This window comes from Winslowiella toletana, from assembly GCF_017875465.1.
GTDB classification, from domain to species: Bacteria; Pseudomonadota; Gammaproteobacteria; order Enterobacterales; family Enterobacteriaceae; genus Erwinia; species Erwinia toletana.
Map to the genome: position 1 here is coordinate 4,516,131 of NZ_JAGGMQ010000001.1, position 22,658 is coordinate 4,538,788.

19 protein-coding genes are annotated in these 22,658 nt (G+C 54.8%); 10 read left to right on the top strand and 9 right to left on the bottom strand.

Annotated features, from left to right (window positions below; all coding sequences use genetic code 11):
• The first annotated feature begins 28 nt into the window (after window positions 1-28).
• The 4 genes from nagZ to J2125_RS21190 all read left to right on the top strand — a co-directional run bounded on the left by nagZ (window position 29) and on the right by J2125_RS21190 (window position 4,072).
• Entirely contained in the window at window positions 29-1,069 is a 1,041-nt protein-coding gene (gene nagZ / locus J2125_RS21175; protein ID WP_026111808.1) for a beta-N-acetylhexosaminidase, read from the top strand.
• Window positions 1,070-1,179: 110 nt separating this feature from the next.
• On the top strand, window positions 1,180-1,722 hold the full coding sequence (gene ycfP / locus J2125_RS21180; RefSeq protein WP_017801893.1) for an alpha/beta hydrolase YcfP: 543 nt from the start codon (window positions 1,180-1,182) through the stop codon (window positions 1,720-1,722).
• Window positions 1,723-1,943: 221 nt separating this feature from the next.
• Entirely contained in the window at window positions 1,944-3,248 is a 1,305-nt protein-coding gene (locus J2125_RS21185; protein ID WP_017801894.1) for an NAD(P)/FAD-dependent oxidoreductase, read from the top strand.
• A gap of 284 nt (window positions 3,249-3,532) precedes the next feature.
• Window positions 3,533-4,072 carry a glycine zipper 2TM domain-containing protein gene (locus tag J2125_RS21190; RefSeq protein WP_017801895.1) on the top strand — a complete coding sequence of 180 codons (540 nt, stop codon included), beginning with the start codon at window positions 3,533-3,535 and terminating at the stop codon, window positions 4,070-4,072.
• Between the two features lie 702 nt (window positions 4,073-4,774).
• Here the strand turns inward: J2125_RS21190 and mfd are convergent.
• Both mfd and J2125_RS21200 read right to left on the bottom strand, forming a co-directional pair.
• Window positions 4,775-8,218, bottom strand: a complete 3,444-nt coding sequence (mfd, locus tag J2125_RS21195; protein ID WP_017801897.1) for a transcription-repair coupling factor — start codon at window positions 8,216-8,218, stop codon at window positions 4,775-4,777.
• A gap of 155 nt (window positions 8,219-8,373) precedes the next feature.
• On the bottom strand, window positions 8,374-8,583 hold the full coding sequence (locus J2125_RS21200; RefSeq protein WP_017801898.1) for a hypothetical protein: 210 nt from the start codon (window positions 8,581-8,583) through the stop codon (window positions 8,374-8,376).
• A gap of 255 nt (window positions 8,584-8,838) precedes the next feature.
• Here J2125_RS21200 and lolC point away from each other — a divergent pair, with 255 nt between their 5' ends.
• The 5 genes from lolC to cobB all read left to right on the top strand — a co-directional run bounded on the left by lolC (window position 8,839) and on the right by cobB (window position 13,840).
• Entirely contained in the window at window positions 8,839-10,038 is a 1,200-nt protein-coding gene (gene lolC, locus J2125_RS21205; RefSeq protein WP_017801899.1) for a lipoprotein-releasing ABC transporter permease subunit LolC, read from the top strand.
• The gene (gene lolD / locus J2125_RS21210; protein ID WP_017801900.1) at window positions 10,031-10,735 is read left to right on the top strand and encodes a lipoprotein-releasing ABC transporter ATP-binding protein LolD; all 705 of its coding nucleotides are present in this window, start codon (window positions 10,031-10,033) and stop codon (window positions 10,733-10,735) included. The genes lolC and lolD overlap by 8 nt, the downstream gene beginning before the upstream one ends.
• On the top strand, window positions 10,735-11,979 hold the full coding sequence (gene lolE / locus J2125_RS21215) for a lipoprotein-releasing ABC transporter permease subunit LolE (protein WP_017801901.1): 1,245 nt from the start codon (window positions 10,735-10,737) through the stop codon (window positions 11,977-11,979). The genes lolD and lolE overlap by 1 nt, the downstream gene beginning before the upstream one ends.
• Window positions 11,980-12,083: 104 nt before the next feature.
• A complete protein-coding gene (gene nagK, locus J2125_RS21220; protein ID WP_017801902.1) occupies window positions 12,084-12,992 on the top strand; it encodes an N-acetylglucosamine kinase in 909 nt (302 codons plus the stop codon).
• Between the two features lie 14 nt (window positions 12,993-13,006).
• Window positions 13,007-13,840: a Sir2 family NAD+-dependent deacetylase gene (gene cobB / locus J2125_RS21225; protein WP_017801903.1), complete on the top strand. Its 834-nt coding sequence runs from the start codon at window positions 13,007-13,009 to the stop codon at window positions 13,838-13,840.
• A 33-nt stretch (window positions 13,841-13,873) separates the two neighbouring features.
• Here cobB and potD read toward each other — a convergent pair whose 3' ends face one another.
• From potD to potA, 4 genes are all read right to left on the bottom strand, one after another.
• Window positions 13,874-14,917 (bottom strand): spermidine/putrescine ABC transporter substrate-binding protein PotD, encoded by a 1,044-nt coding sequence (gene potD, locus J2125_RS21230; protein ID WP_017801904.1) that lies wholly within the window; start codon window positions 14,915-14,917, stop codon window positions 13,874-13,876.
• 85 nt (window positions 14,918-15,002) lie between these two features.
• Window positions 15,003-15,791 (bottom strand): spermidine/putrescine ABC transporter permease PotC, encoded by a 789-nt coding sequence (gene potC / locus J2125_RS21235; RefSeq protein ID WP_017801905.1) that lies wholly within the window; start codon window positions 15,789-15,791, stop codon window positions 15,003-15,005.
• Complete coding sequence (potB, locus tag J2125_RS21240) at window positions 15,788-16,648, bottom strand: spermidine/putrescine ABC transporter permease PotB (RefSeq protein WP_017801906.1); 861 nt, start codon at window positions 16,646-16,648, stop codon at window positions 15,788-15,790. Before potB ends, potC begins: the two co-directional genes overlap by 4 nt.
• On the bottom strand, window positions 16,632-17,747 hold the full coding sequence (potA, locus tag J2125_RS21245) for a spermidine/putrescine ABC transporter ATP-binding protein PotA (RefSeq protein WP_017801907.1): 1,116 nt from the start codon (window positions 17,745-17,747) through the stop codon (window positions 16,632-16,634). The genes potB and potA overlap by 17 nt, the downstream gene beginning before the upstream one ends.
• A gap of 321 nt (window positions 17,748-18,068) precedes the next feature.
• On the opposite strand from potA, the gene pepT reads away from it, so the two are divergent.
• Window positions 18,069-19,295: a peptidase T gene (gene pepT / locus J2125_RS21250; RefSeq protein ID WP_017801908.1), complete on the top strand. Its 1,227-nt coding sequence runs from the start codon at window positions 18,069-18,071 to the stop codon at window positions 19,293-19,295.
• 31 nt (window positions 19,296-19,326) lie between these two features.
• On the opposite strand, the gene J2125_RS21255 is transcribed toward pepT, so the two are convergent.
• From J2125_RS21255 to phoP, 3 genes are all read right to left on the bottom strand, one after another.
• Complete coding sequence (locus J2125_RS21255; protein ID WP_017801909.1) at window positions 19,327-20,451, bottom strand: ribosomal protein uL16 3-hydroxylase; 1,125 nt, start codon at window positions 20,449-20,451, stop codon at window positions 19,327-19,329.
• Between the two features lie 74 nt (window positions 20,452-20,525).
• Complete coding sequence (phoQ, locus tag J2125_RS21260; RefSeq protein ID WP_017801910.1) at window positions 20,526-21,986, bottom strand: two-component system sensor histidine kinase PhoQ; 1,461 nt, start codon at window positions 21,984-21,986, stop codon at window positions 20,526-20,528.
• A 3-nt stretch (window positions 21,987-21,989) separates the two neighbouring features.
• Window positions 21,990-22,658, bottom strand: coding sequence for a two-component system response regulator PhoP (gene phoP / locus J2125_RS21265; RefSeq protein WP_017801911.1), 669 nt, complete (start codon window positions 22,656-22,658; stop codon window positions 21,990-21,992).

Below are 22,658 nucleotides of genomic sequence, written 5' to 3' on the forward strand. Positions count from 1 at the left end.
CTGCTTTGCAACAGGAATACTATCTATGATGGAGTTGACCACGCCTGGCCCGGTAATGCTGGATGTCCAGAGCTATGAACTGGATGCTGAAGAGCGCGAAATTTTACAGCATCCGCTGGTGGGCGGTCTGATTCTGTTTACCCGCAACTATCACGATCCTGCCCAGTTGCGCGAGCTGGTACGCCAGATCCGTGCGGCTTCGCGCAATCGTTTAGTGGTAGCGGTGGATCAGGAGGGCGGGCGCGTGCAGCGCTTCCGCGAGGGATTTACCCGTTTACCGGCAATGCAGTCATTCGCCGCGCTGAATGACAGCGCCAGCGCCGGTGAACTGGCGCAGCAGGCGGGCTGGCTGATGGCATCAGAGATGATCGCCATGGATATCGATATCAGTTTTGCCCCGGTGCTGGATATCGGCCATATCAGCGCGGCGATTGGCGAGCGCTCTTTCCATCAGGATCCGGCGATTGCGCTGGCGGTAGCACGTCGTTTTATCGCCGGGATGCATGAAGCCGGTATGAAAACCACCGGTAAGCACTTCCCGGGACATGGCGCCGTCAGCGCGGATTCGCACAAAGAGACGCCGCGCGATGAACGCGACGAAGCGCTGATCCGCGAGCATGATATGCAGATCTTCCGCCAGCTGATTGACGAGCGGGCGCTGGATGCGATTATGCCTGCGCATGTGATCTACAGCGACGTTGATCCGCGTCCGGCCAGCGGTTCGCCGCACTGGCTGAAGCAGGTATTGCGCACTGAACTGGGCTTTGATGGCGTGATCTTCTCTGATGATCTGTCGATGGAAGGGGCGGCGATTATGGGCAGCTATGCTGAGCGCGGCCAGGCTTCGCTCGATGCCGGTTGCGATATGATTCTGGTGTGTAATAACCGCGCCGGAGCGGTGAGCGTACTGGATAATCTGTCGCCGGTGAGAGCCGAACGCGTCAGCCAGTTGTATCACCAGGGTTCGTTCAGCCGTCAGCAGCTGTTGCAGTCAGAGCGCTGGAAGAGTGCAAATTACCAGCTGACGCAGTTGCATGAGCGCTGGCTGGCGCATAACGCGCTGCGCTAATCACGCCGCGGCGCTGTTGAGGTGGATAATCTGTCATCGATCAAAGCAGCGCCGCTAAATAAGCTCTATCTTTAGTGTGGGTTTTACCGTAACCAACGCTGAGGATAACGATGATCATCTATCTGCACGGTTTTGATTCAAACAGTCCGGGGAATCATGAAAAGGTGCTGCAGCTGCAGTTTATTGATCCCGATGTACGTTTGTTAAGTTACAGCACGTTGCATCCGAAACATGATATGCAGCATTTGTTAAAAGAGACTGACAAAATGCTGCAACTCAACGTCGATGAGCGGCCGCTGATTTGTGGCGTAGGCCTTGGCGGCTACTGGGCAGAACGTATCGGTTTTCTCTGTGATATTCGCCAGGTGATGTTTAATCCTAATCTTTTCCCCTTCGAGAATATGAGCGGCAAAATCGACCGGCCGGAAGAGTACCTGGATATCGCCACAAAATGCGTCAGTAATTTCCGTGAAAAGAACCGTGATCGCTGTCTGACCATTCTCTCCCGTCATGATGAAGCGCTGGATAATCAGCGTAGCGCCAGTACCTTGCATGATTATTATGAGATCATCTGGGATGAGGTCGAGGGGCATAAGTTCAAAAATATTTCCCCGCATTTACAACGTATTAAAGCTTTTAAGACCCTCGGCTGACGGTGTTTAACGTGGCCGGAGTGCGCCGGCCATCGCCTGCAAAATGCGTATTAATCTGAGTTTTACGCTTTAAAATTGACCCTGATCAATTTTGGTATGACCTGCTTACCCCGCCATGTTATCCTGCCTTCAGATAGCGATTTAAGTTCGCCAACCCTATGTTTACTAAGGATATTATTTTAACCTTTAGTTAACGATTGGTTCACATTTGAGGGGGTCTTTTGACTACACCACTAAAGAAAATTGTCATCGTAGGTGGCGGCGCAGGAGGACTTGAGCTGGCTACCCAGCTGGGTCACAAACTGGGCCGTAAGAATAAAGCGGAAATTACGCTGGTTGACCGTAATCATAGTCATTTATGGAAACCGTTGCTGCATGAAGTGGCGACCGGTTCTCTGGATGAAGGTATTGATGCGCTAAGCTATCTGGCGCATGCCCGTAATCACCATTTCCAGTTCCAGCTGGGGACGGTGACCAACCTCGATCGTGAATCCAAACGTCTGCTGCTGGCTGAAATCCGTGATGCGCAGGGCGAATTGCTGGTGCCCGAGCGTGAACTGGCGTATGACACGCTGGTGATGGCGCTGGGCAGCACCTCCAATGACTTCGGTACGCCGGGCGTAAAAGATCACTGTATCTTCCTCGACAACCCGAGCCAGGCGCGTCGTTTCCATAACGAGATGCTGAATCTGTTCCTGAAATTCTCTTCGAATGAAGGCGCGCGTGAAACGGTCAATATCGCTATTGTCGGCGGCGGCGCCACCGGCGTCGAGCTGTCCGCTGAACTGCATAACGCAGTGAAGCAGCTACACAGCTATGGCTACAAAGGGCTGGATAACTCTGCCCTGAACGTGACGCTGGTGGAAGCCGGTGAGCGTATCCTGCCAGCGCTACCGCCGCGCATCTCCGCGGCCGCGCATCAGGAACTGACCAAGCTGGGCGTGCGGGTGTTAACCCAAACCATGGTGACCAGTGCTGATGCGAAGGGGCTGAATACCAAATCTGGTGAGTTTATTGAAGCCGATCTGATGGTATGGGCTGCCGGTATTAAAGCGCCAGATTTTATGAAAGAGCTGGGTGGACTGGAAACCAACCGCATTAATCAGCTGGTGGTGAGCGAAAACTTACAGACCACCCGCGATGAGAATATCTTCGCCATCGGCGACTGTGCTTCCTGTGCATTGCCGGGTGGCGGTTTTGTGCCGCCACGCGCGCAGTCAGCGCACCAGATGGCCTCCCGGGTGCTGGGCAATATTCTGGCGCAGATCAAAGGCCAGCCGCTGAAACCTTACGTCTATAAAGATCACGGTTCACTGGTTTCGTTGTCACGCTTCAGTACTGTCGGTAGCCTGATGGGCAACCTGATGCGCGGCTCGATGATGGTGGAAGGGCGCATTGCCCGCTTTGTCTATATCTCCTTATATCGCATGCACCAGATCGCGTTGCATGGCTACTTTAAAACCGGCCTGATGATGCTGGTGGGAAGTATCAACCGGGTTATCCGCCCGCGTCTGAAACTGCACTAAGCGCCAGTGGCGGGGTTATCCCCGCCATTTCAGTCTGTTAACCGCAATTTGTTACCCGGTCACCATCACTTTATCCTCTGAAACGTCGTGCAAACTCCCCGATAAGAACACTCTGAAAAGGATTTTCTTATTGCTTTCGTCCGGTTGTCTGATTGTCGCGTTTGGTTACTTTCTGCAAACTTCAGGTTAATGACCACGGCGCGTCGCGCACGCCGGGAATGCCAAAGCTGCCAGGGAAATGGCAGTGGGAATAGATGCGCGGTAACAATTCAGGAGGATTTCCTGTGAATAAATCAATGTTAGCGGGTGTAGGTATTGGCGTGGCAGCGGCATTAGGTGTAGCCGCCGTTGCAGGTATGAACGTCTTTAGCAGCAGCCCGCAATATGCTCAGGTGCTCTCCGCAACACCGATTAAAGAAACCATTAAAAATCCGCGTCAGGAGTGTCGTAATGTCACGCTGACCCATCGCCGTCCGGTACAGGATGAGAACCGCATTACCGGTTCCGTACTGGGTGCGGTCGCAGGTGGAGTATTGGGTCACCAGTTTGGTGGCGGACGCGGTAAGGATGTAGCGACCGTTGCTGGCGCACTGGCAGGCGGCTACGGCGGCAACCAGGTGCAGGGCGCCATGCAGGAGCGGGATACCTACACCACCAGCGAACAGCGCTGTAAAACGGTCTACGATAAGCAGGAAAAAATGCTGGGTTACGACGTAACCTATAAAATCGGCGATCAGCAGGGCAAAATCCGTATGGAGAATGATCCCGGCACGCGCATTCCGCTGGATAATAAAGGTCAGCTGGTGCTGAATAATCAGGCCTGATTAGAAAAGTAATAAGATTATCCTGTTACAGGAATCTATATTAAAAAAAAATCCGTTTGCATCGATATGCAAACGGATTTTTTTTTGCATTGATAAAAGTCAGCGTGGATCACAGGGTATTTACAAAAAATGGCAGTATTACAAAATAAAGATCAGATATTATCGGCACAGAAATAGCAACAGGGTAGTTAAAAATCAATTTGGGTTTTCCATATGACAAATTTTATTATTCACGCTATTCGCCGCTTTTAAAATGAGGCGCGGCGATTGGTCAGAAAAAGATTGGGAAAAGGAATTACGTCAGAAATCGGTCTTGAACCCTAAAGGAGAGGAAATGTCTTACGCACGCCGCAAAGCTATACAGGAACGTCCTGCAGAAATGCAGGCAGCAACAGACAAAGCTGGAGCAAGGATGCGTCTTATCCACGAGGCGCGTATATCAGGGAAAATGGTTCCGGCAACACTCTAACAAGTGCCGGAATGTAATCGCGCCACCCAACAGGAGGAAATACGCCGGCAGGCGATGCGGAATCCCGCTGAAAGGATAGTGTTTAAATGTGATATCTGCGCCAGAGAATATATTCCCGTGATGCAGGTAGATCATTAACGCCCGCCAGCGGGAAAGTCAATTTCAGCAGGAAGCAACAATCAGCGAAACACATTGTTGCTTCCCCTGCAAACTTTCTCCAGCAGGAGAAAATATCAGGCCGCATTCTCCAGCAGCTGACCCATAAAGTCGCGTACCCACTTCATACGTACCTTACGGTCGCCCAAATCGCGAATAAACTTCAGACGTGTTGGCCCATCCAGACGCCAGTGCTGTGGCTCTTTTTGCAGCAGGCCAATCAGCCAGCCGGGATCGACGCGGTTTTTTTCGGCGAACTCGATAAATCCGCCTTTTTCACTGCCATCGATGCGACGTACGCCCAGTTTCTGCGCCACCAGACGCAGCGCGGCAATATCCAGCAGATTGCGAGCCGCATCCGGCAGCAAACCAAAGCGATCAATCAGCTCAACTTTTAACTCATCCAGCTCGCCTTCACTCTGCGCACTGGCGATGCGCTTGTAGAACGACAGGCGGGTATTCACGTCAGGAATAAAGTCATCCGGCAGCAGCGCAGGCATACGCAATTCAATATCGGTCTGATTGCTGGTCAGATCCTCCAGCGACGGTTCGCGACCCTCTTTCAGCGCCTCGACGGCATTTTCCAGCAGTTCCATATACAGTGAGAAACCGATGGTTTCCATCTGTCCGCTCTGATCTTCGCCCAGCAGTTCACCGGCGCCACGAATTTCCAGATCGTGAGTTGCCAGCGCAAAACCTGCGCCGAGATCTTCCAGCGAGGCTATCGCTTCCAGACGTTTATGCGCATCGGTGGTCATCGCTTTTGGATGCGGCGTCAGCAGCCAGGCATAAGCCTGATGATGCGAACGACCAACCCGGCCACGTAGCTGGTGCAGCTGCGCCAGACCAAAGTGGTCAGCACGTTCAATAATAATCGTATTGGCGGTGGCAATATCGATACCGGTTTCAATGATGGTGGTACAGACCAGCACATTAAAACGCTGATGGTGGAAATCATTCATCACCCGTTCCAGCTCGCGCTCGCGCATCTGGCCATGGCCGATGGCGACGCGGGCTTCCGGAACCAGTTCCGCCAGGCGCTGCGCGGCTTTTTCGATATTTTCCACATCGTTATACAGGTAGTAAACCTGACCACCACGCAGTACCTCACGCAGAATCGCTTCGCGCACCACCAGGTCGTCATACTGACGCACAAAGGTTTTTACCGCCAGGCGACGCGCCGGAGGCGTGGCAATAATCGACAGATCGCGCATACCGCTCATCGCCATATTCAGCGTACGCGGGATTGGCGTCGCGGTCAGCGTCAGAATATCGACATCGGCGCGCATCGCCTTGATGCGCTCTTTATGGCGCACCCCAAAGCGGTGCTCTTCATCGACAATCAGCAGCCCCAAATCGCGCCATTTAATTTCGGTCTGCAGCAGCTTATGGGTACCAATCAGAATATCAATCTTGCCTTCGGCGGCCTGCTCAAGGATCTGCGCCTGTTCTTTCGCGGTGCGGAAGCGGGACAGCATTTCAATCCGCACCGGCCAGTTGGCAAAGCGGTCACGGAAGTTATCAAAGTGCTGCTGCGCCAGCAGGGTGGTCGGCACCAGCACCGCGACCTGCTTATGGTTCTCGACCGCAAGGAAGGCGGCGCGCATCGCCACTTCGGTTTTACCAAAGCCGACATCACCGCATACCAGGCGATCCATTGCCAGCGGCTGGCACATATCACTGAGTACCGCATTAATCGCCTGCGCCTGGTCTGGCGTGGTATCAAACGGGAAGCTTTCACAGAACAGCTGATACTGTTCGCGGTTATGTTTAAAGGCAAAACCGGTTTTGGCGGCACGCTGAGCGTAGATATCCAGCAGCTCAGCCGCGACATCGCGCACTTTCTCCGCGGCTTTCTGCCGCGCGCGTGACCAGGCGTCACTGCCCAGTTTATGCAGCGGCGCATTTTCGTCGGCGCCACCGGCATAGCGGCTAATCAGATGCAGGGAAGAGACCGGAACATAGAGTTTTGCGTCGTTGGCATAGGCCAGCATCAGATATTCAGCGGTGATGCCACCGGTTTCCAGCGTGGTCAGGCCAATATAGCGACCGACGCCGTGCTCCAGATGCACCACCGGTTGTCCGGGATGCAGCTCGGCAAGGTTGCGGATCAGTACGTCCGGATTAATGGTGCGGCGGCTGTCCTGACGGCGGCGGGTCACGCGCTCACCAAGCAAATCGCTTTCGCAAATCAGCGCGCGCTGGCGCAGGCCATCAATAAAACCGCGTTCGCTGGCGCCGACAATCAGATAATGGCCGGGTTCGCTGGCCTGATCGAGGCGCGAAATGGTTTTTGGCAGCACTTTGATGCGCGCCAGCAGCTCCTGCAGGGTTTCACGGCGGCCTTCACTCTCCACGGAGAAGATGACTGCACCGTTAAAGCTTTCGAGAAAGCGGCGCAGATTATCCAGCGGCGCTTTGGCCTGCGCCTGTACCGCCAGGTCCGGCAGTGGCTGATAGTTGAGATTGGTACTGGCGGCTTTATCCGCCAGTCGTTCGCTGCTGAGCTGCACGCGTGGCCACTTTTTCAGCTCGCTAAACAGCTCGTCGGTACGCAGCCACAGTTTTTCCGGTGCCAGTAGTGGGCGCATCGGATCGACCCGGCGGTTTTCATAGCGCGAAGTGACATCCAGCCAGAAGCGGTCGGCGCTGCTTTCCAGATCGCCGGTATTCACCACCAGTGTATTATCCGGCAGATAGCTGAACAGCGCCGGGAGCGGCTGATCGAAAAACAGCGGCTGCCAGTATTCGATGCCGGCAGGCAGCGTACCTTTGCTGACCTGCTGATAAATATGCTCGGCTTCACGTTTGACGTCGAACTGTTCGCGCCACTGGCTGCGAAACAGTTCGATGGCGCCTTTATCGGTAGGGAATTCGTGGGCGGGCAGTAAATTGATCGCCGCCACTTCCTCCAGCGTACGCTGAGTATCGACATCAAACAGGCGCAGGCTGTCGATTTCATCATCAAAGAAATCGATACGGTACGGCTGTTCGCTGCCCATCGGGTAGAGATCGAGCAGGGCGCCGCGGGTGGCGTATTCGCCGTGGGCCATCACCTGGTCGACACTGCGATAACCGGCCTGTTCCAGCTGACTGCGTAGGGTATCGCGCGACAGATGCTGACCTTTCTGCATCACCAGCGCGTGACCGTGCAAAAAGCTGTGCGGGCAGACGCGCTGCATCAGGGTGTTAACCGGCAGGATCAGTACGCCGCGTTGCAGTGTCGGCAGCTGATACAGGGTCGACAGGCGCGAGGAGATAATTTCCTGGTGCGGTGAAAAGCTGTCAAACGGCAGCGTTTCCCAGTCGGCAAGGCTGGTGACCGGCTGGTCGGTAAACTGCTGGATCTCATCCTGCAAGCGCAGGGCATTTTGCATATCAGGTGCAATTAACATCACCGGCCCGCGATGACGTTCAATGATTTCAGCGCACTCAACGGCACAAGCCGCACCGGTCAGCTGCCCAAGCAGGGAGCGATCGCCGGCTTTCACAGGCAGGGAATAACGAGTCTGTTCTGGCATAGTCGGTTCGACGTTCTCTTAATTATCCATATGGCGTAATGATTTCACAGAACGCGCCAGGGGTCACCTGATCGCGAACGGAATTTTGTTCTGATCAATCAAGCGTCAGCCACGGAGATTATCGGCAGAGGGTGGGAATCGCGCGGATGGCAAGCTCACTTGGTCGATTGATGAGTGTAATGCATTTTTGGCCGATCGATATTGGCCCAGCACAACTCGTGCTCAACATGATAGCTGTGATTGCCGTCATCCCATTTAACGTAATAACCGGTTGGTGAGTCTCCCTGTTCGAACACATTCACCACTTCGCCTTTGATTTCACCGGATTTATGTTTAACGATACTGCCTTTTGGATATTTGAACATCGTACCACTCCAGCGCCGTTAAAACGGCAGTAATACTCAGGCCACATACTGTCATTATAGTTTATGCGCTTTGCGGGCAGACCCATTCGCCTGATAAGGCCGTATTGTTGCTGCTTTTTTACGCATTCAGGCTTCTGTCAGCACGATCTTTACAGCCTTTGCCGCAGACTCAGAGGCTTAGAGGTTCCATAAAGCGAGCCGCTCCTTTATCATCCTTGATCACTTTGCCTCAGCAAGCGCCACAAGACGGATTACATGTATCAACCTGTTGCCCTATTTATTGGTCTGCGCTACATGCGCGGACGCGCCTCAGACCGCTTTGGCCGGTTTGTCTCCTGGCTCTCCACTATCGGCATTACGCTGGGGGTGCTGGCGCTGGTTACCGTACTGTCGGTAATGAACGGTTTTGAGCGCGAGCTGGAAAACAATATTCTTGGTCTGATGCCGCAAGCGCTGGTCACCAGCGACAAAGGATCGATTAATCCGCAGCAGATTAGCGCCGACAGCCTGCAATTGCAGGGCGTGAGCCGCGTTGCGCCGCTGACCACCGGCGATGTGGTGCTGCAGAGCGCGCGCAGCGTGGCGGTCGGGGTAATGCTCGGCGTGGAGCCACAAGAGCAGGATCCGCTGTCACCGTATCTGGTTAACGTGAAGCAGTCCGATCTGCAAAGCGGGAAATATAACGTTATCCTCGGCGAGCAGCTGGCCGGACAGCTGGGGGTTAAGCGCGGTGACTCCCTGCGCCTGATGGTGCCTTCCGCCAGCCAGTTTACCCCGATGGGACGCGTGCCGAGTCAGCGCCTGTTTAATGTTATCGGTACTTTTGCTGCTAACAGCGAAGTCGATGGCTACCAGATTCTGGTTAACCAGCAGGATGCGTCACGCCTGATGCGCTATCCGGCAGGCAATATCACCGGCTGGCGCTTGTGGCTGAATGAGCCGCTGAGCGTTGACACTCTGAGCCAGCAAACGCTGCCGCAAGGGATGGTGTGGAAAGACTGGCGCGAACGCAAAGGCGAACTTTTCCAGGCAGTACGTATGGAAAAAAATATGATGGGCCTGCTGCTGAGTCTGATTGTGGCGGTCGCGGCATTTAATATTATCACCTCACTTGGCCTGCTGATTATGGAGAAGCAGGGTGAAGTGGCGATTCTGCAAACCCAGGGCCTGACGCGACGCCAGGTAATGCTGGTGTTTATGGTGCAGGGCGCCAGCGCGGGCATTATCGGTGCGCTGCTCGGCGCCTTACTCGGCGTGCTGCTGGCCAGCCAGCTCAATAATCTGATGCCAGTGATTGGCCTGTTCCTTGATGGCGCTGCACTGCCGGTGGCGATTTCGCCGTGGCAGGTGGTGGCAATTGCCGTTACCGCGATGGCGGTGGCGCTGCTGTCGACGCTTTATCCTTCCTGGCGCGCTGCCGCCGTACAACCCGCTGAGGCTTTACGCTATGAGTAATTCGATCCTGTTGCAGTGTAATGATCTGTGCAAACGCTATCAGGAAGGCAGCGTGCAGACAGATGTATTGCGCAATGTCTCTTTCAGCATTGAGCCGGGTGAAATGATGGCGATTGTCGGCAGCTCCGGCTCCGGCAAAAGTACCCTGATGCATCTGCTGGGCGGACTGGATTCACCGACCTCCGGTGAGGTGGTGTTTAACGGCAAGTCGCTGAACAGTTTATCTTCATCGGCGAAAGCCGAACTGCGTAATCGCGAGCTGGGCTTTATCTATCAGTTCCACCATCTGCTGCCGGACTTCACCGCGCTGGAAAATGTGGCGATGCCGCTGCTGATTGGCAAAGTGCATAAAACCGAAGCGCAGGAAAAAGCGCGCGCCATGTTAGCGGCGGTCGGGCTGGAGAAGCGTGCGACCCATCGTCCCTCTGAGCTTTCCGGCGGTGAGCGTCAGCGCGTGGCGATCGCCCGTGCGCTGGTTAATAATCCGCGGCTGGTGCTGGCGGATGAACCGACCGGTAACCTTGATGCACGCAACGCTGACGCCATTTTTGATCTGCTGGGTGAACTCAATGTGCGCCAGGGCACCGCGTTTCTGGTGGTGACCCATGATATGCATCTGGCAAAACGCCTGAAGCGCCAGATGGAGATGCGTGATGGTCAGCTGAGTGGTGAACTGACGCTGGCAGGAGCGCTGTAATGGCATCTTCTTTATCCCTGTTACTGGGATTACGTTTCAGTCGCGGCCGTCGCCGTGGCGGTATGGTTTCGCTGATTTCGGTAATCTCTACCGTCGGTATCGCGCTCGGTGTGGCGGTGCTGATTGTCGGCCTGAGCGCAATGAACGGCTTCGAACGCGAGCTGAATAACCGCATTCTGGCAGTGGTGCCTCATGGCGAGATTGAGCCGGTCAATCAGCCAATGACCGGCTGGCAGGCGATGTTGCCACGTATTGAAAAGGTGCCAGGTATTGCCGCCGCCGCGCCCTATATTAACTTTACCGGCCTGATTGAAAGCGGCGCTAAACTGCAGGCGATTCAGGTGAAAGGGGTTGATCCGCAGCTGGAAACGCGGCTAAGCGCGCTGCCGAAATTTGTGCAGAACAACGCCTGGTCGAGTTTTACGCCGGGCAAGCAGCAGGTGATTATCGGCAGCGGCGTGGCGAAATCGCTCAATCTGCAGCAGGGCGACTGGCTGACGATTATGATCCCCAACAGCGACACCGGGCATAAACTGTTACAGCCAAAGCGCGTGCGCCTGCAGGTTAGCGGGATTCTGCAGCTTAGCGGCATGCTCGATCACAGTCTGGCGATGGTGCCGCTGGCCGATGCGCAGCAGTATCTGAATATGGATGATAATGTCACCGGCATTGCGATTAAAGTTAACGATCCCTTTAGCGCCAATAAGCTGGTTCGCGATGCCGGTCAGGTAACGCAATCCTATGTCTATATCCGCAGCTGGGTCGGCACTTACGGCTATATGTATCGCGATATTCAGATGATCCGCGCGATTATGTATCTGGCGATGGTGCTGGTGATCGGCGTGGCCTGTTTCAATATCGTTTCAACGTTAGTGATGGCGGTCAAAGACAAGAGCAGTGATATTGCCGTGCTGCGTACCCTCGGGGCGAAAGATGGGCTGATCCGCGCTATCTTTGTCTGGTACGGACTGATGGCGGGTCTGCTTGGCAGCGTTAGCGGCGTGGTGGTCGGTGTGCTGGCGGCGTTAAATCTGACGCCGCTAATTCGTGGCATTGAAACCCTGCTCGGTCATCAGTTTCTGTCCGGCGATATCTACTTTATTGACTTCCTGCCGTCAGAATTGCACTGGCTGGATGTGATTTCGGTGCTGGCGACGGCGATTGTCCTTAGCCTGGTAGCAAGCTGGTATCCGGCGCGGCGCGCCAGCCGTATCGATCCGGCACGCGTGCTTAGCGGGCAGTAACTCCGGGAGCCGTTAACGGCTCCCCTACGGATTTGTCGTAGTGGCGGCGTTCTCGCCGCCTGTGCCGATGATTTATACGACAGGTAAGGGAAACGGGTAAGCACATGTACTATGGCCTCGATATGGGCGGCAGCAAAATCGCCCTCGGTGTGTACGACGCGCAGCGGCGGCAGGTATGGAGCACGCGCGTGCCAACCCCGCGTGATGATTATCCGCAACTGCTGGCGGTACTGGAGCAGCTGGTGCGCGAGGCCGATAAACGTAGCGGCGGGCAGGGCAGTGTCGGTATTGGTGTACCGGGGTTGCCGGTGCCGGATGATGGCACGCTGTTTACCGCTAATGTGCCCGCCGCGCGCGGTAAAACGCTGGGCGCCGACCTGTCGCAGCGTCTGCAGCGTGAAGTGCGTATCGATAACGACGCCAACTGTTTTGCCCTCTCCGAAGCCTGGGACGATGAATTCCAGGTTTATCCGGTGGTGTTTGGCCTGATCCTCGGCACCGGCGTCGGCGGCGGCTTAATTGTCGAGGGCAAACCGGTCACCGGACGCAATTTTATCACCGGCGAATTTGGTCATCTGCGTCTGCCGGTCGATGCCCTTGAAGTGCTGGGGCGTGATATCCCGTTGCAACAGTGTGGCTGCGGCAAGCGCGGCTGTATTGAATCTTATCTCTCCGGAACCGGCTTTGCCTGGCTCTGGCAGCAGCAGTATCAGCAGACTCTCAGTGCGCCTGATATCATCACCCGTTATTATCAGGGTGATCGGCAGGCGCTGGCCCACACCGAGCGTTATCGCGAGCTGTTAGCGGTTTGCCTTGGCAATCTGCTGACGCTGATCGATCCGCATCTGGTGGTGCTGGGTGGAGGACTTTCTAATTTTGATGCACTCTATGAAGGGCTGGAACAGCGTGTGGCGAAGTACCTGTTACCGGTTGCCAGAACGCCTCGTTTCGCCAAAGCCCGTCATGGAGATGCCGGAGGAATGCGCGGCGCCGCTTTCCTCCACCTCAGGTAACTAAAGGAGCTTTTATGCGCACACCCCGTCGCCGACTGCGACTCGCACGCTACAAGAAGACTAAGCGCCAGATCCATCAACGTTTTCGCCAGCGCATTTTTGAGCGCGATCGCACTGCGGAACTGCTGGCCCATCCGCTGCCACGTGTGGTGATCCTGACCGGTGCGGGTATTTCCGCTGAATCCGGGATTCGCACTTTCCGCGCCGATGATGGTTTGTGGGAAGAGCATCGGGTGGAAGATATCGCCACGCCGGAAGGCTTTGCGCGCGATCCGGAGAGGGTGCAGGCATTTTACAATGCACGTCGCCGCCAGCTGCAACAGTCGGAAATCCAGCCCAATGCCGCCCATCAGGCGCTGGCGGAACTGGAAGCGGCGCTGGGCGATAACTTTCTGCTGGTGACGCAGAATATCGATAACCTGCATGAACGCGCCGGTAGCGAACGGGTGATTCATATGCACGGCGAGCTGCTGAAAGTGCGCTGCCCGGGCAGCGGGCAGATTTTTGAGTGGCTTGAAGATGTTAATCCTGGCGATCGCTGCCACTGCTGTCAGTTCCCCAACCGGTTACGCCCGCATGTGGTGTGGTTTGGCGAGATGCCGCTGGAGATGGAAGAGATCTATCAGGCGATTGAAAAGGCGAACTACTTTATTGCCATTGGCACCTCAGGCCATGTCTATCCGGCGGCCGGCTTCGTCCATGAAGCTCGCTTACAGGGTGCGCATACCGTTGAGCTGAATCTGGAGCCAAGCCAGGTGGGTAGTGAGTTTGAAGAGAAAAAATACGGTTTAGCCAGCGAAGTGGTGCCGCTGTATGTGCGGACGTTTTTACTGGGGCTGTATAAATAAATTAAAGGGGAGCCGTGCTGGCTCCCCTTGCAATTAGCGTCCTGCTTTTAACTTCTGGAACAGCGTCTCGTACTGAATGCTGGCGTCGCCGACATCATCCTGCCATTCGCCTTTTTTAATCACCTCATCGCCGGGATAGAGTGACGGATCGCCGGAAACCTCTTTTGGCAGCAGCTTCTTCGCCGCCAGGTTTGGCGTCGGATAACCGATGGTTTCTGCGACCTGAGCCGCCACATCCGGGCGCAGCAGGAAGTTAATCAGCTTCAGCGCGCCGTCGACGTTTTTCGCATTCGCCGGGATCGACAGGCTGTCCATCCAGAAAATACCGCCTTCTTCCGGCCAGATGATTTGCAATGGCGTGCCTGCCTGCCGGGCGACATAAGCCGACCCATTCCATACCATGCCGAGATTCACTTCACCTTCCATATAAGGATTACCCGGGTTGTCCGAGTTAAAAGTCAGCACATTCGGCATCAGTTTTTTCAGCTCGGTATAAGCGGCTTCAATCTGCTCAGGGTCTTTACTGTTGCCCGAGTAGCCCAGCTTACGCAGCGCGATCTGGAACACTTCACGCGCATCATCGGTCAGCAGCAGGCTCTGTTTATATTCCGGTTTCCACAGGTCGGCCCAGCGGGTAACGCTTTTGGGATCAATCACATCGCTGTTCAGGCCGATAGCCGTGGCGCCCCAGATATAGGGGATTGAATAGTCGTTATTGGGATCAAAAGACTTATTCAGCAGCAGCGGATCGAGGTTATGGAAGTTGCTAAGCTTACTTTTATCAATCTTCTGGATCATGCCTTCGTTGCGCATTTTGGCCACAAAGTAGGTTGACGGCACCACCAGATCGTAGGCGCCGTCTTTATAGGTCTTCAGCTTGGCGTACATACTTTCGTTGGATTCATAGGTGGAGTAGATCACCTTGATACCGGTCTCTTTGGTAAACTGCTCCAGCAGTCCGGGCGGCACATATTCCGTCCAGTTGTAGAAATAGAGAGTTTTACTGTCGTCCGCCTGTGCGCTCTGTAAACCTAACGCCAGCGCCCCGGCCATCAGCCAGTGTGACCATCTTTTCATTATCATTTCTCCCAAAGGTTGGGACTGCACGCCGTCGCAGCCCCGATTTATTATCGCCGCGATTATATGCCAGCGGGCTGAGGGGTCAAGGCGCAACCACCCGACGGGTTTTATCACGCAGCAACAGCTGGCTGGCGGCAACCATCAGCAGTGACAGCAGCATCAGAATGGTGGCCAGCGCATTAACCTCTGGCGAGACGCCCACTTTGACCATTGAATAGATCTTCAGCGGTAAAATCTCGTAGCTGGGGCCGGTGACAAATGATGAAACCACCACATCATCCATCGACAGCGTAAAGCTCAGCAACCAGCCCGCCGCCACCGCCGGCAGCGCCAGCGGCAGAATGATTTTACGCAGAATTGTCAGTTCGCTGGCACCCAGATCTTTCGCCGCTTCCAGCATCCGCACATCAAAGCCTTTCAGCCGCGAGAACACGGTGATCACCACAAACGGCAGGCAGAAGGTGATATGGGAAAACAGCAGCGACCAGAAGCCGAGGGAAATGCCCAGCAGCATAAACAGCACCAGCAGGGAGATCGCCATTACAATATCCGGTGACATCATCACCACAAACAGCATACCGCCGACAAAAGGCTTACCGCGGAAACGGTAGCGATAGAGCGCCACCGCCGTCAGCGAGCCAATCAGCGTGGCGAACGTGGCGGAGAGGACGCCCATGGTCAGCGAATGTTTTGCCGCTTCAATCAGACTGTCGTTATTCAGCAGCAGGCTATACCACCGGGTGCTGAAACCCTGCCAGTTGATACCGAAGCGGGATTGATTAAACGAGTTAATAATCAGAATGCCAATCGGGATATATAACCAGGCGTAAATAACGGCCATAAAGCCGCCGCGTAACCAGCGCGCGATCATTCTGGCACCACCTTATTATTCAGCAGACGTGCAGCCCGCCAGTAAATCAGCAACATCAGTCCCATAATCAGCGTCAGCACCACGCTGGTGGCGGCACCGAACGGCCAGTCGCGGATATTAAGGAACTGACTTTTAATCACATTGCCGATTAGCAGGTTTTTCGCGCCGCCCATCAGATCCGAGACAAAAAACAGCCCCATCGCCGGTAGCAGCACCAGCAGACAACCGGCGACAATCCCCGGCATCGTCAGCGGCAGAATAATGCGAATAAAGGTCTGCAGTTTGCTGGCGCCGAGATCGCGCGCCGCTTCGAGCAGCGGTTTATCCAGCTTTTCCAGGCTGGAATAGAGCGGCATAACCATAAACGGCAGCAGAATATAGACCAGCCCCAGCACTACCGCTTCCGAGCTGTACATAATGCTGAAAGGTTTATCGATCACACCCAGCCATAACAGAAAATCGTTCAGCCAGCCGCGGGTGCTGAGAAATATTTTCAGACCGTAAATGCGGATCAGCGAGTTCGTCCAGAATGGCACAATCAGCAGAAACAGCATCAGCGGGCGCAGACGTGCGGGCAGACGGGTCAGACACCAGGCGAAAGGGTAGCCGAGCAGCAGACAGCAGAGGGTGGCGATAAGCGCCATATTCAGCGAGTGCAGCAACACCGAGGCGTAGAGCGGATCGGCGAGGCGGCTGTAATTATCAAGGGTAAAAACCAGCTTCACAAAACTGCTGTCATCACGGGTGAGAAAGCTGGTGGCGAAAATCATCAGATTGGGCAGAAAGACAAACAGCACCAGCCAGCTGACTACGGTCAGAATCACCCCTTTCTGTAAGCGATTACGCGTCGTTTTCATCTTTCAACACCACTTCCCAGCTTTCAACCCAGTTCACCGCCATCTTCTGATTCAGCGAGTGGTCGAAATCGGGATCATCTTCGTTAAAAAATTCACTGACGGTGACCAGCTTGCCATTTTCCAGCTCGACGGTCGATTCCAGCGTCATGCCTTTGTAGTTACGCTCACGCACGTAGCCAATCAGGCCGTCAATGGTATTGTCATCATTGATCTCTTCCACCCGCAGATCTTCCGGACGCAACAACACATGCAGTCGCTCGCCGGGTTGCACCGCGAAAGGCACCTGAATATCGCACTCACGTCCTTCGACGCGCGCACGCACGCGCTGATGACCGAGATCGGCGATCACCTCGGCGTCAAAGACGTTAATTTCGCCAATAAAGCGGGCGACAAACAGGTTGCGCGGCTCTTCATAGATTTCACGCGGCGTGCCGTCCTGCTCAATACGTCCGTCACGCATCACCACGATGCGATCTGACATGGTCAGCGCCTCTTCCTGATCGTGGGTGACAAAAATAAAGGTGATGCCCAGTTTGCGCTGCAATGCTTTCAGTTCGTTCTGCATCTGCTTACGCAGCTTATAGTCGAGCGCCGACAGGGACTCATCAAGCAGCAACACTTTTGGCCGGTTGACCACCGCACGGGCGATGGCCACACGTTGCTGCTGGCCGCCGGAGAGCTGATGCGGGCGGCGTTGGGCAAACTGATCCAGCTGCACCATTGCCAGCGCGTCATTAACCCGGCTGATAATCTCTGCCGCCGGCGTTTTCTGCATACGCAGACCAAAGGCGACGTTTTCAAATACTGTCATATGCGGAAACAGCGCATAACTCTGAAATACGGTATTGATATGGCGGTGTTCCGCCGGGGTGTCGGTGATGGTTTCGTTGTCCAGCACTATGTCGCCGCGATCGGCGTTTTCCAGTCCGGCAATCAGACGCAGAATGGTGGTTTTGCCGCAGCCTGACGGACCAAGCAGCGTAATAAACTCGCCATGATTAATGGTGAGGTTGAAGTCGGCGATAATTTCTTTGCCGTCAAACGCTTTGCCAATCGAGGAAAGCGTGACCAGTGGCTTGCGCGCGTGGGTTTTCATCATCTTCGCTGCCAGGTTTAAAATTTGGGGGTGCGATGATACCTGAAAAAGTCGCAGCCCGCCTGAGTAAAGCCTGCGGGCGAAGCCAATGTTGCCTGATTCGTGGCTTTTGCGGCAATTTTAGCCATCTGATCGCGATGGTTAGTTATAGCTAATTGCTGACAATAAAATAATGATGCGAATCGCAGTCACTCCACGCAGTGCTAATCTGGACTAACGTTATGCTAATAAATCCATATTAACGTTAGCCGCTTATGACTTTACGCAATACTTTCACTGGCAAGGCTCAGCATAATAATCGGCAGGCACTCAGAGGGACGACAGATGGACAGATTACTCGATCGCTTTTTACACTACGTTTCTTACGATACGCAATCAAAAAGTCATGCCCGCCAGGTTCCCAGTACTGACGGCCAGTGGCGGCTGGCGGAAGTACTACAGAACGAGTTACGGCAACTGGGTTTTCAGGATGTCACGCTGAGTGAATATGGCTGCGTGATGGCCAGTATGCCAGCCAATGTGGCGTGGCCAACGCCAGCGATCGGTTTTATCGCGCATATGGATACCTCGCCCGATTTCACCGCGAAAAACGTTAATCCGCAGATTGTGGAGAACTACCGCGGCGGCGATATCGCGCTGGGCAGCGGTGAAGAGATCCTGTCGCCGGTGATGTTTCCGGTGCTGCACCAGCTGACTGGTCATACGCTGATTACCACCGACGGCAAAACGCTGCTCGGCGCGGATGATAAAGCCGGTGTCGCCGAAATTATGACCGCCATGGCGCGGCTGATGCAGGGCGATATCCCGCACGGCAAGATCTGTGTGGCGTTTACCCCGGATGAAGAGATTGGCAAGGGCACCGCCCATTTCGACGTGGCGGCGTTTGGCGCTGACTGGGCTTACACCATTGATGGTGGTGGTGTCGGCGAATTTGAATTTGAAAATTTTAATGCCGCTTCAGCTACCATCAGGATTACCGGCAATAATGTCCATCCGGGTTCTGCCAAAGGGGTGATGGTCAATGCGCTGGAGCTGGCGATGCGTTTTCATCACGAAGTTCCGGCGCAGGAAACACCGGAACACACCGCCGGGTACGAAGGTTTTTATCATCTGCATCAGATAAAGGGCAGCGTCGAACGTGCCGAACTGCACTATATAGTGCGCGATTTCGATGCGGATAATTTTGCCGCGCGCAAAAAAACGCTGCAGGATATTGGTAAACGTCTGAGCCGCGGTTTAACGGCGAATTGCGCGATTGAAGTCACGCTGGAAGACAGTTATTACAATATGCGCACGAAGGTGGAAGCCCATCCGCATATTATCGAGCTGGCGCTACAGGCGATGCGTGATTGTGATATTGAGCCGGAAGTGAAACCGATTCGTGGCGGCACGGACGGCGCCAGTCTGTCGTTTAAAGGGCTACCTTGCCCGAATATCTTTACCGGTGGCTATAACTATCATGGCAAACATGAGTTCGCCTCACTGGATAATATGGAAAAGACCGTGGCGGTGATTATGCGCATAGCGCAACTGGCGGCAGTGCGGAAATAAGTCAGGGCGGCATTAGCGCCGCCCTGGTAGTTTATTCGTCGCCGAAATACCAGTAGCCGCTGTTTACCAGCGCCGCCAGCTGGGCGAGGAATGACGGATCGTCCAGCGCGTCGCCAAACGCATCCAGTCCGAGTGTTAACTGGTTGGCCAGCGCGGCCAGTGCTTCCGTATGTGCGCTCTCCAGCGGTTCGCCATTGATAAACACCGCATTGCCAATGCACAGCACGCGCAGGCCTCCGAGGCGCGTCAGGGTATCGCCCTGCTGCAAGGCGTCGTAAATCTCATCCGGCTGGTAAGGCGGTTCCGGCGGCGCCACATCCAGTTCATGACGGGATTGCGAAATAAACTCGCCAAACCACTGGTTAAAGTGTTCTGGCTGATTAATCACATCCAGCATCATCTGGCGGATGCCGTCGATCTCCTGCGGCAGGATATCGGCCGGACGATCGCGCGTGGCAACATCCGGATCGCTAAAGCGATAACTGCCCAGTTCATGCGCCAGTACATAATCCGCGAAGCCGCTGATCAGTTCACGTCCGCTTGGGGCGCGGAAACCCACGGAATAGTTAATGGCGTTTTCCAGCGAGTAGCCTTCATGCGGGAAACCCGGTGGAATATAGAGAATATCGCCCGGTTCCAGCTCTTCATCGATAATGGCGTCAAATGGCTCGACCTGTAGCAGGTCCGGATGCGGGCAGTGCTGTTTCAGTGGCTGCTTCTCGCCGACACGCCAGCGACGGCGGCCGGTGCCCTGCACAATAAACACGTCATACTGATCGAAATGAGGACCGACGCCGCCGCCCGGCACAGAGAAAGAGATCATCAGATCGTCGGTACGCCAGTCAGGCAGAAAGCGGAAAGGGCGCATCAGCGCTGCCGAAGGTTCGTGCCAGTGATCCACCGCCTGCACCAGCAGCGACCAGTTATTCTCGCCGAGGTGGTCATAGCTCTCAAACGGGCCATGGCTGACCTGCCATTTGCCATCCTGATGGCTGACTAAGCGGCTGTCGACTTCATTTTCCATCGCCAGACCGGCCAGTTCATCGGGAGAGATAGGATCGACAAAATTTTTAAAGCCGCGCTTAAGCACTACCGGGCGTTTCTGCCAGTAGCGTTGAATAAAATCGGGCCAGTTAAGATCAAGCTGATAATCCATAATAACGTTCCAGTTCAGGCGGTAATTTGCTGGAAGTATATACCTTCGCATCTTAAGTTGCAGTGCGGCTTTCGTTATTCGCCGCTGTGCACCACTTCCTGACGCTGGAACACCACCTCCATGCGTGCGCCGCCCAGTTCACTGACGCCGGTGAGAATATCGCCATCATATTGTTCCAGAATATCGCGCGCTACTGCTAAACCTAAGCCCTGACCGGGACGCATGGTATCGGCGCGCTGACCGCGCAGAAAAATCAGGTCGCGTTTGCTTTCCGGAATGCCCGGCCCGTCATCCTCAACGATAAGGTAAAGCGCGTTATCAGTCTGGCGGGCGGAGATCTCAACAAATTCCAGGCAATATTTGCAGGCGTTATCGAGCACGTTACCCATCACTTCCATAAAGTCGGTCGGGTCGCCGACAAAAGTGATTTCCGGCGACAGATCCAGCGTCAGCGAGACCCCTTTACGCTGGTAGACTTTATTGAGTGCCGAACAGAGGCTGTCGAGCAACGCGGAGACTGAATGCAGCTCGCGCTTCAGCGGATTGTGATCCGCCTGCATACTGGCGCGATGCAGATAGTAGCCAATTTGCTGTGAAATACGGCTGATTTGCTCCAGCATTAGCGGCTCGGCTTGCTCAATCGAATACGTTTTGCTGCCGCGCAGCGATCGCAGAGTACTTTGCAGCACCGACAGGGGCGTTTTCAGGCTGTGTGCCAGATCGGAAAGGGTGGTGCGGTAGCGGGTATAGCGCTGGCGCTCGTTATCCAGCAGCAGGTTGAGGTTGCGTACCAGACTGCGCAGTTCCTGAGGTGGATAAGGATCAAGCGTTTCACGGATGCCGGTTTCCAGTTCGCGCACCTGGCTGGCCAGTTCGCCAATCGGTCGCAAACTCCAGTGCGCCGCCAGCCACAGCAAGGGGATCACCAGCAGCAGATTTACCAGCAGCACATAGTTAAACCACACCCAGACCATATCCGACTGCTGCAGCTCTTGCGGAATCGAATCCACTACAACAATGGTCAGCGCGGGCAGGTTGGTAGTGGCATCGTAGCGGTTGACAGCCACCGAGTGGGTAAAGGAGCTGCTGCCGTCATCGTCGTAGGCATGCAGTTTGCTTTGCGCATCTTTGTTATTGCCCAGCGCTTCGCGGCTGGTGCTGCTGTTGGTATCGATTTCGTAGAAGTCAGGCTTACGCAACCATTCTGGCTTTATCTTATTGCTGATTTCCGGCACATCACGCTGTTGCCACAGCAGGCGACCGCGTTCGTCATAGATAAACACCAGCGTCGGAAAGTTAAGCGTCATACGCTCCGGCTGAGCGATGGATAGTTTGCCATCCTGCCACTGTGCGAGGGTAAAGAACAGATTGCTTTCACCCCGCATCACCCGATAGGTATTTTTATCAAAACTGACCACATACCCAACAACTGCCACCATGCCGTAGGAGAGTGAAAGAACCAGCACTACCGCGGCGGTTGCCAGCAGGAATCGGGCGCGCAGGGAGTAAGGGATAAAGCGTCGCAGTAGTGACATTGCTCAGAGGTCGAAGCGGTAGCCCTGACCGCGGACAGTGGTGATCACGTCTTGCGGGTATTCCGCGAGGATTTTCTTTCGCAGACGCCCCATTAACACGTCAATGGTGTGGCTTTCACGCAGTTCAGCATCCGGATAGAGTTGCAGCATCAGCGAATCTTTGCTGACGACTTTACCGTTATTACGGATAAGCGTTTCAATAATGGTGTATTCAAAGGCGGTCAGCTTAATTTGCTGCTCATTGATGGTCAGTTCACGACGTGACAGATCGACCTGGAAGGGGGGCAGCGTAATAATCTGCGAGGCGAGCCCGCTGTTGCGGCGCATCAGCGCCTGCATACGCGCAACCACTTCTTCAATATGAAAAGGTTTGGTGACATAGTCATCGGCGCCAGCTTCCAGCGCAGCCACTTTGGCCTGCCAGCCATCACGGGCGGTCAGCACCAGGATTGGCTGCTTCACTTCCTGCGTGCGCCAGCGGCGTATCAGCGTCATGCCATCTTCATCGGGCAGACCCAAATCCACCAGTGTGATATCCGGGGTATGTTCATTGAGAAAATAATCCGCTTCTTTGGCATCTTCAGCGGCATCAACCTGATGTCCCATATCCCGCAGCTGTACTGCCAGGTGATGACGCAGCAGGGCATTGTCTTCTACAACCAACACGCGCAT

Excerpts from the sequence above, each read along its gene's own strand:
- nagZ (WP_026111808.1), top strand. The coding sequence starts at position 29 with ATGGAGTTGACCACGCCTGGCCCGGTAATGCTGGATGTCCAGAGCTAT.
- ycfP (WP_017801893.1), top strand. The coding sequence starts at position 1,180 with ATGATCATCTATCTGCACGGTTTTGATTCAAACAGTCCGGGGAATCAT.
- mfd (WP_017801897.1), bottom strand. The coding sequence starts at position 8,218 with ATGCCAGAACAGACTCGTTATTCCCTGCCTGTGAAAGCCGGCGATCGC.
- J2125_RS21200 (WP_017801898.1), bottom strand. The coding sequence starts at position 8,583 with ATGTTCAAATATCCAAAAGGCAGTATCGTTAAACATAAATCCGGTGAA.
- lolC (WP_017801899.1), top strand. The coding sequence starts at position 8,839 with ATGTATCAACCTGTTGCCCTATTTATTGGTCTGCGCTACATGCGCGGA.
- lolD (WP_017801900.1), top strand. The coding sequence starts at position 10,031 with ATGAGTAATTCGATCCTGTTGCAGTGTAATGATCTGTGCAAACGCTAT.
- lolE (WP_017801901.1), top strand. The coding sequence starts at position 10,735 with ATGGCATCTTCTTTATCCCTGTTACTGGGATTACGTTTCAGTCGCGGC.
- nagK (WP_017801902.1), top strand. The coding sequence starts at position 12,084 with ATGTACTATGGCCTCGATATGGGCGGCAGCAAAATCGCCCTCGGTGTG.
- cobB (WP_017801903.1), top strand. The coding sequence starts at position 13,007 with ATGCGCACACCCCGTCGCCGACTGCGACTCGCACGCTACAAGAAGACT.
- potD (WP_017801904.1), bottom strand. The coding sequence starts at position 14,917 with ATGAAAAGATGGTCACACTGGCTGATGGCCGGGGCGCTGGCGTTAGGT.
- potC (WP_017801905.1), bottom strand. The coding sequence starts at position 15,791 with ATGATCGCGCGCTGGTTACGCGGCGGCTTTATGGCCGTTATTTACGCC.
- potB (WP_017801906.1), bottom strand. The coding sequence starts at position 16,648 with ATGAAAACGACGCGTAATCGCTTACAGAAAGGGGTGATTCTGACCGTA.
- potA (WP_017801907.1), bottom strand. The coding sequence starts at position 17,747 with ATGATGAAAACCCACGCGCGCAAGCCACTGGTCACGCTTTCCTCGATT.
- pepT (WP_017801908.1), top strand. The coding sequence starts at position 18,069 with ATGGACAGATTACTCGATCGCTTTTTACACTACGTTTCTTACGATACG.
- J2125_RS21255 (WP_017801909.1), bottom strand. The coding sequence starts at position 20,451 with ATGGATTATCAGCTTGATCTTAACTGGCCCGATTTTATTCAACGCTAC.
- phoQ (WP_017801910.1), bottom strand. The coding sequence starts at position 21,986 with ATGTCACTACTGCGACGCTTTATCCCTTACTCCCTGCGCGCCCGATTC.
- phoP (WP_017801911.1), bottom strand. The coding sequence starts at position 22,658 with ATGCGCGTGTTGGTTGTAGAAGACAATGCCCTGCTGCGTCATCACCTG.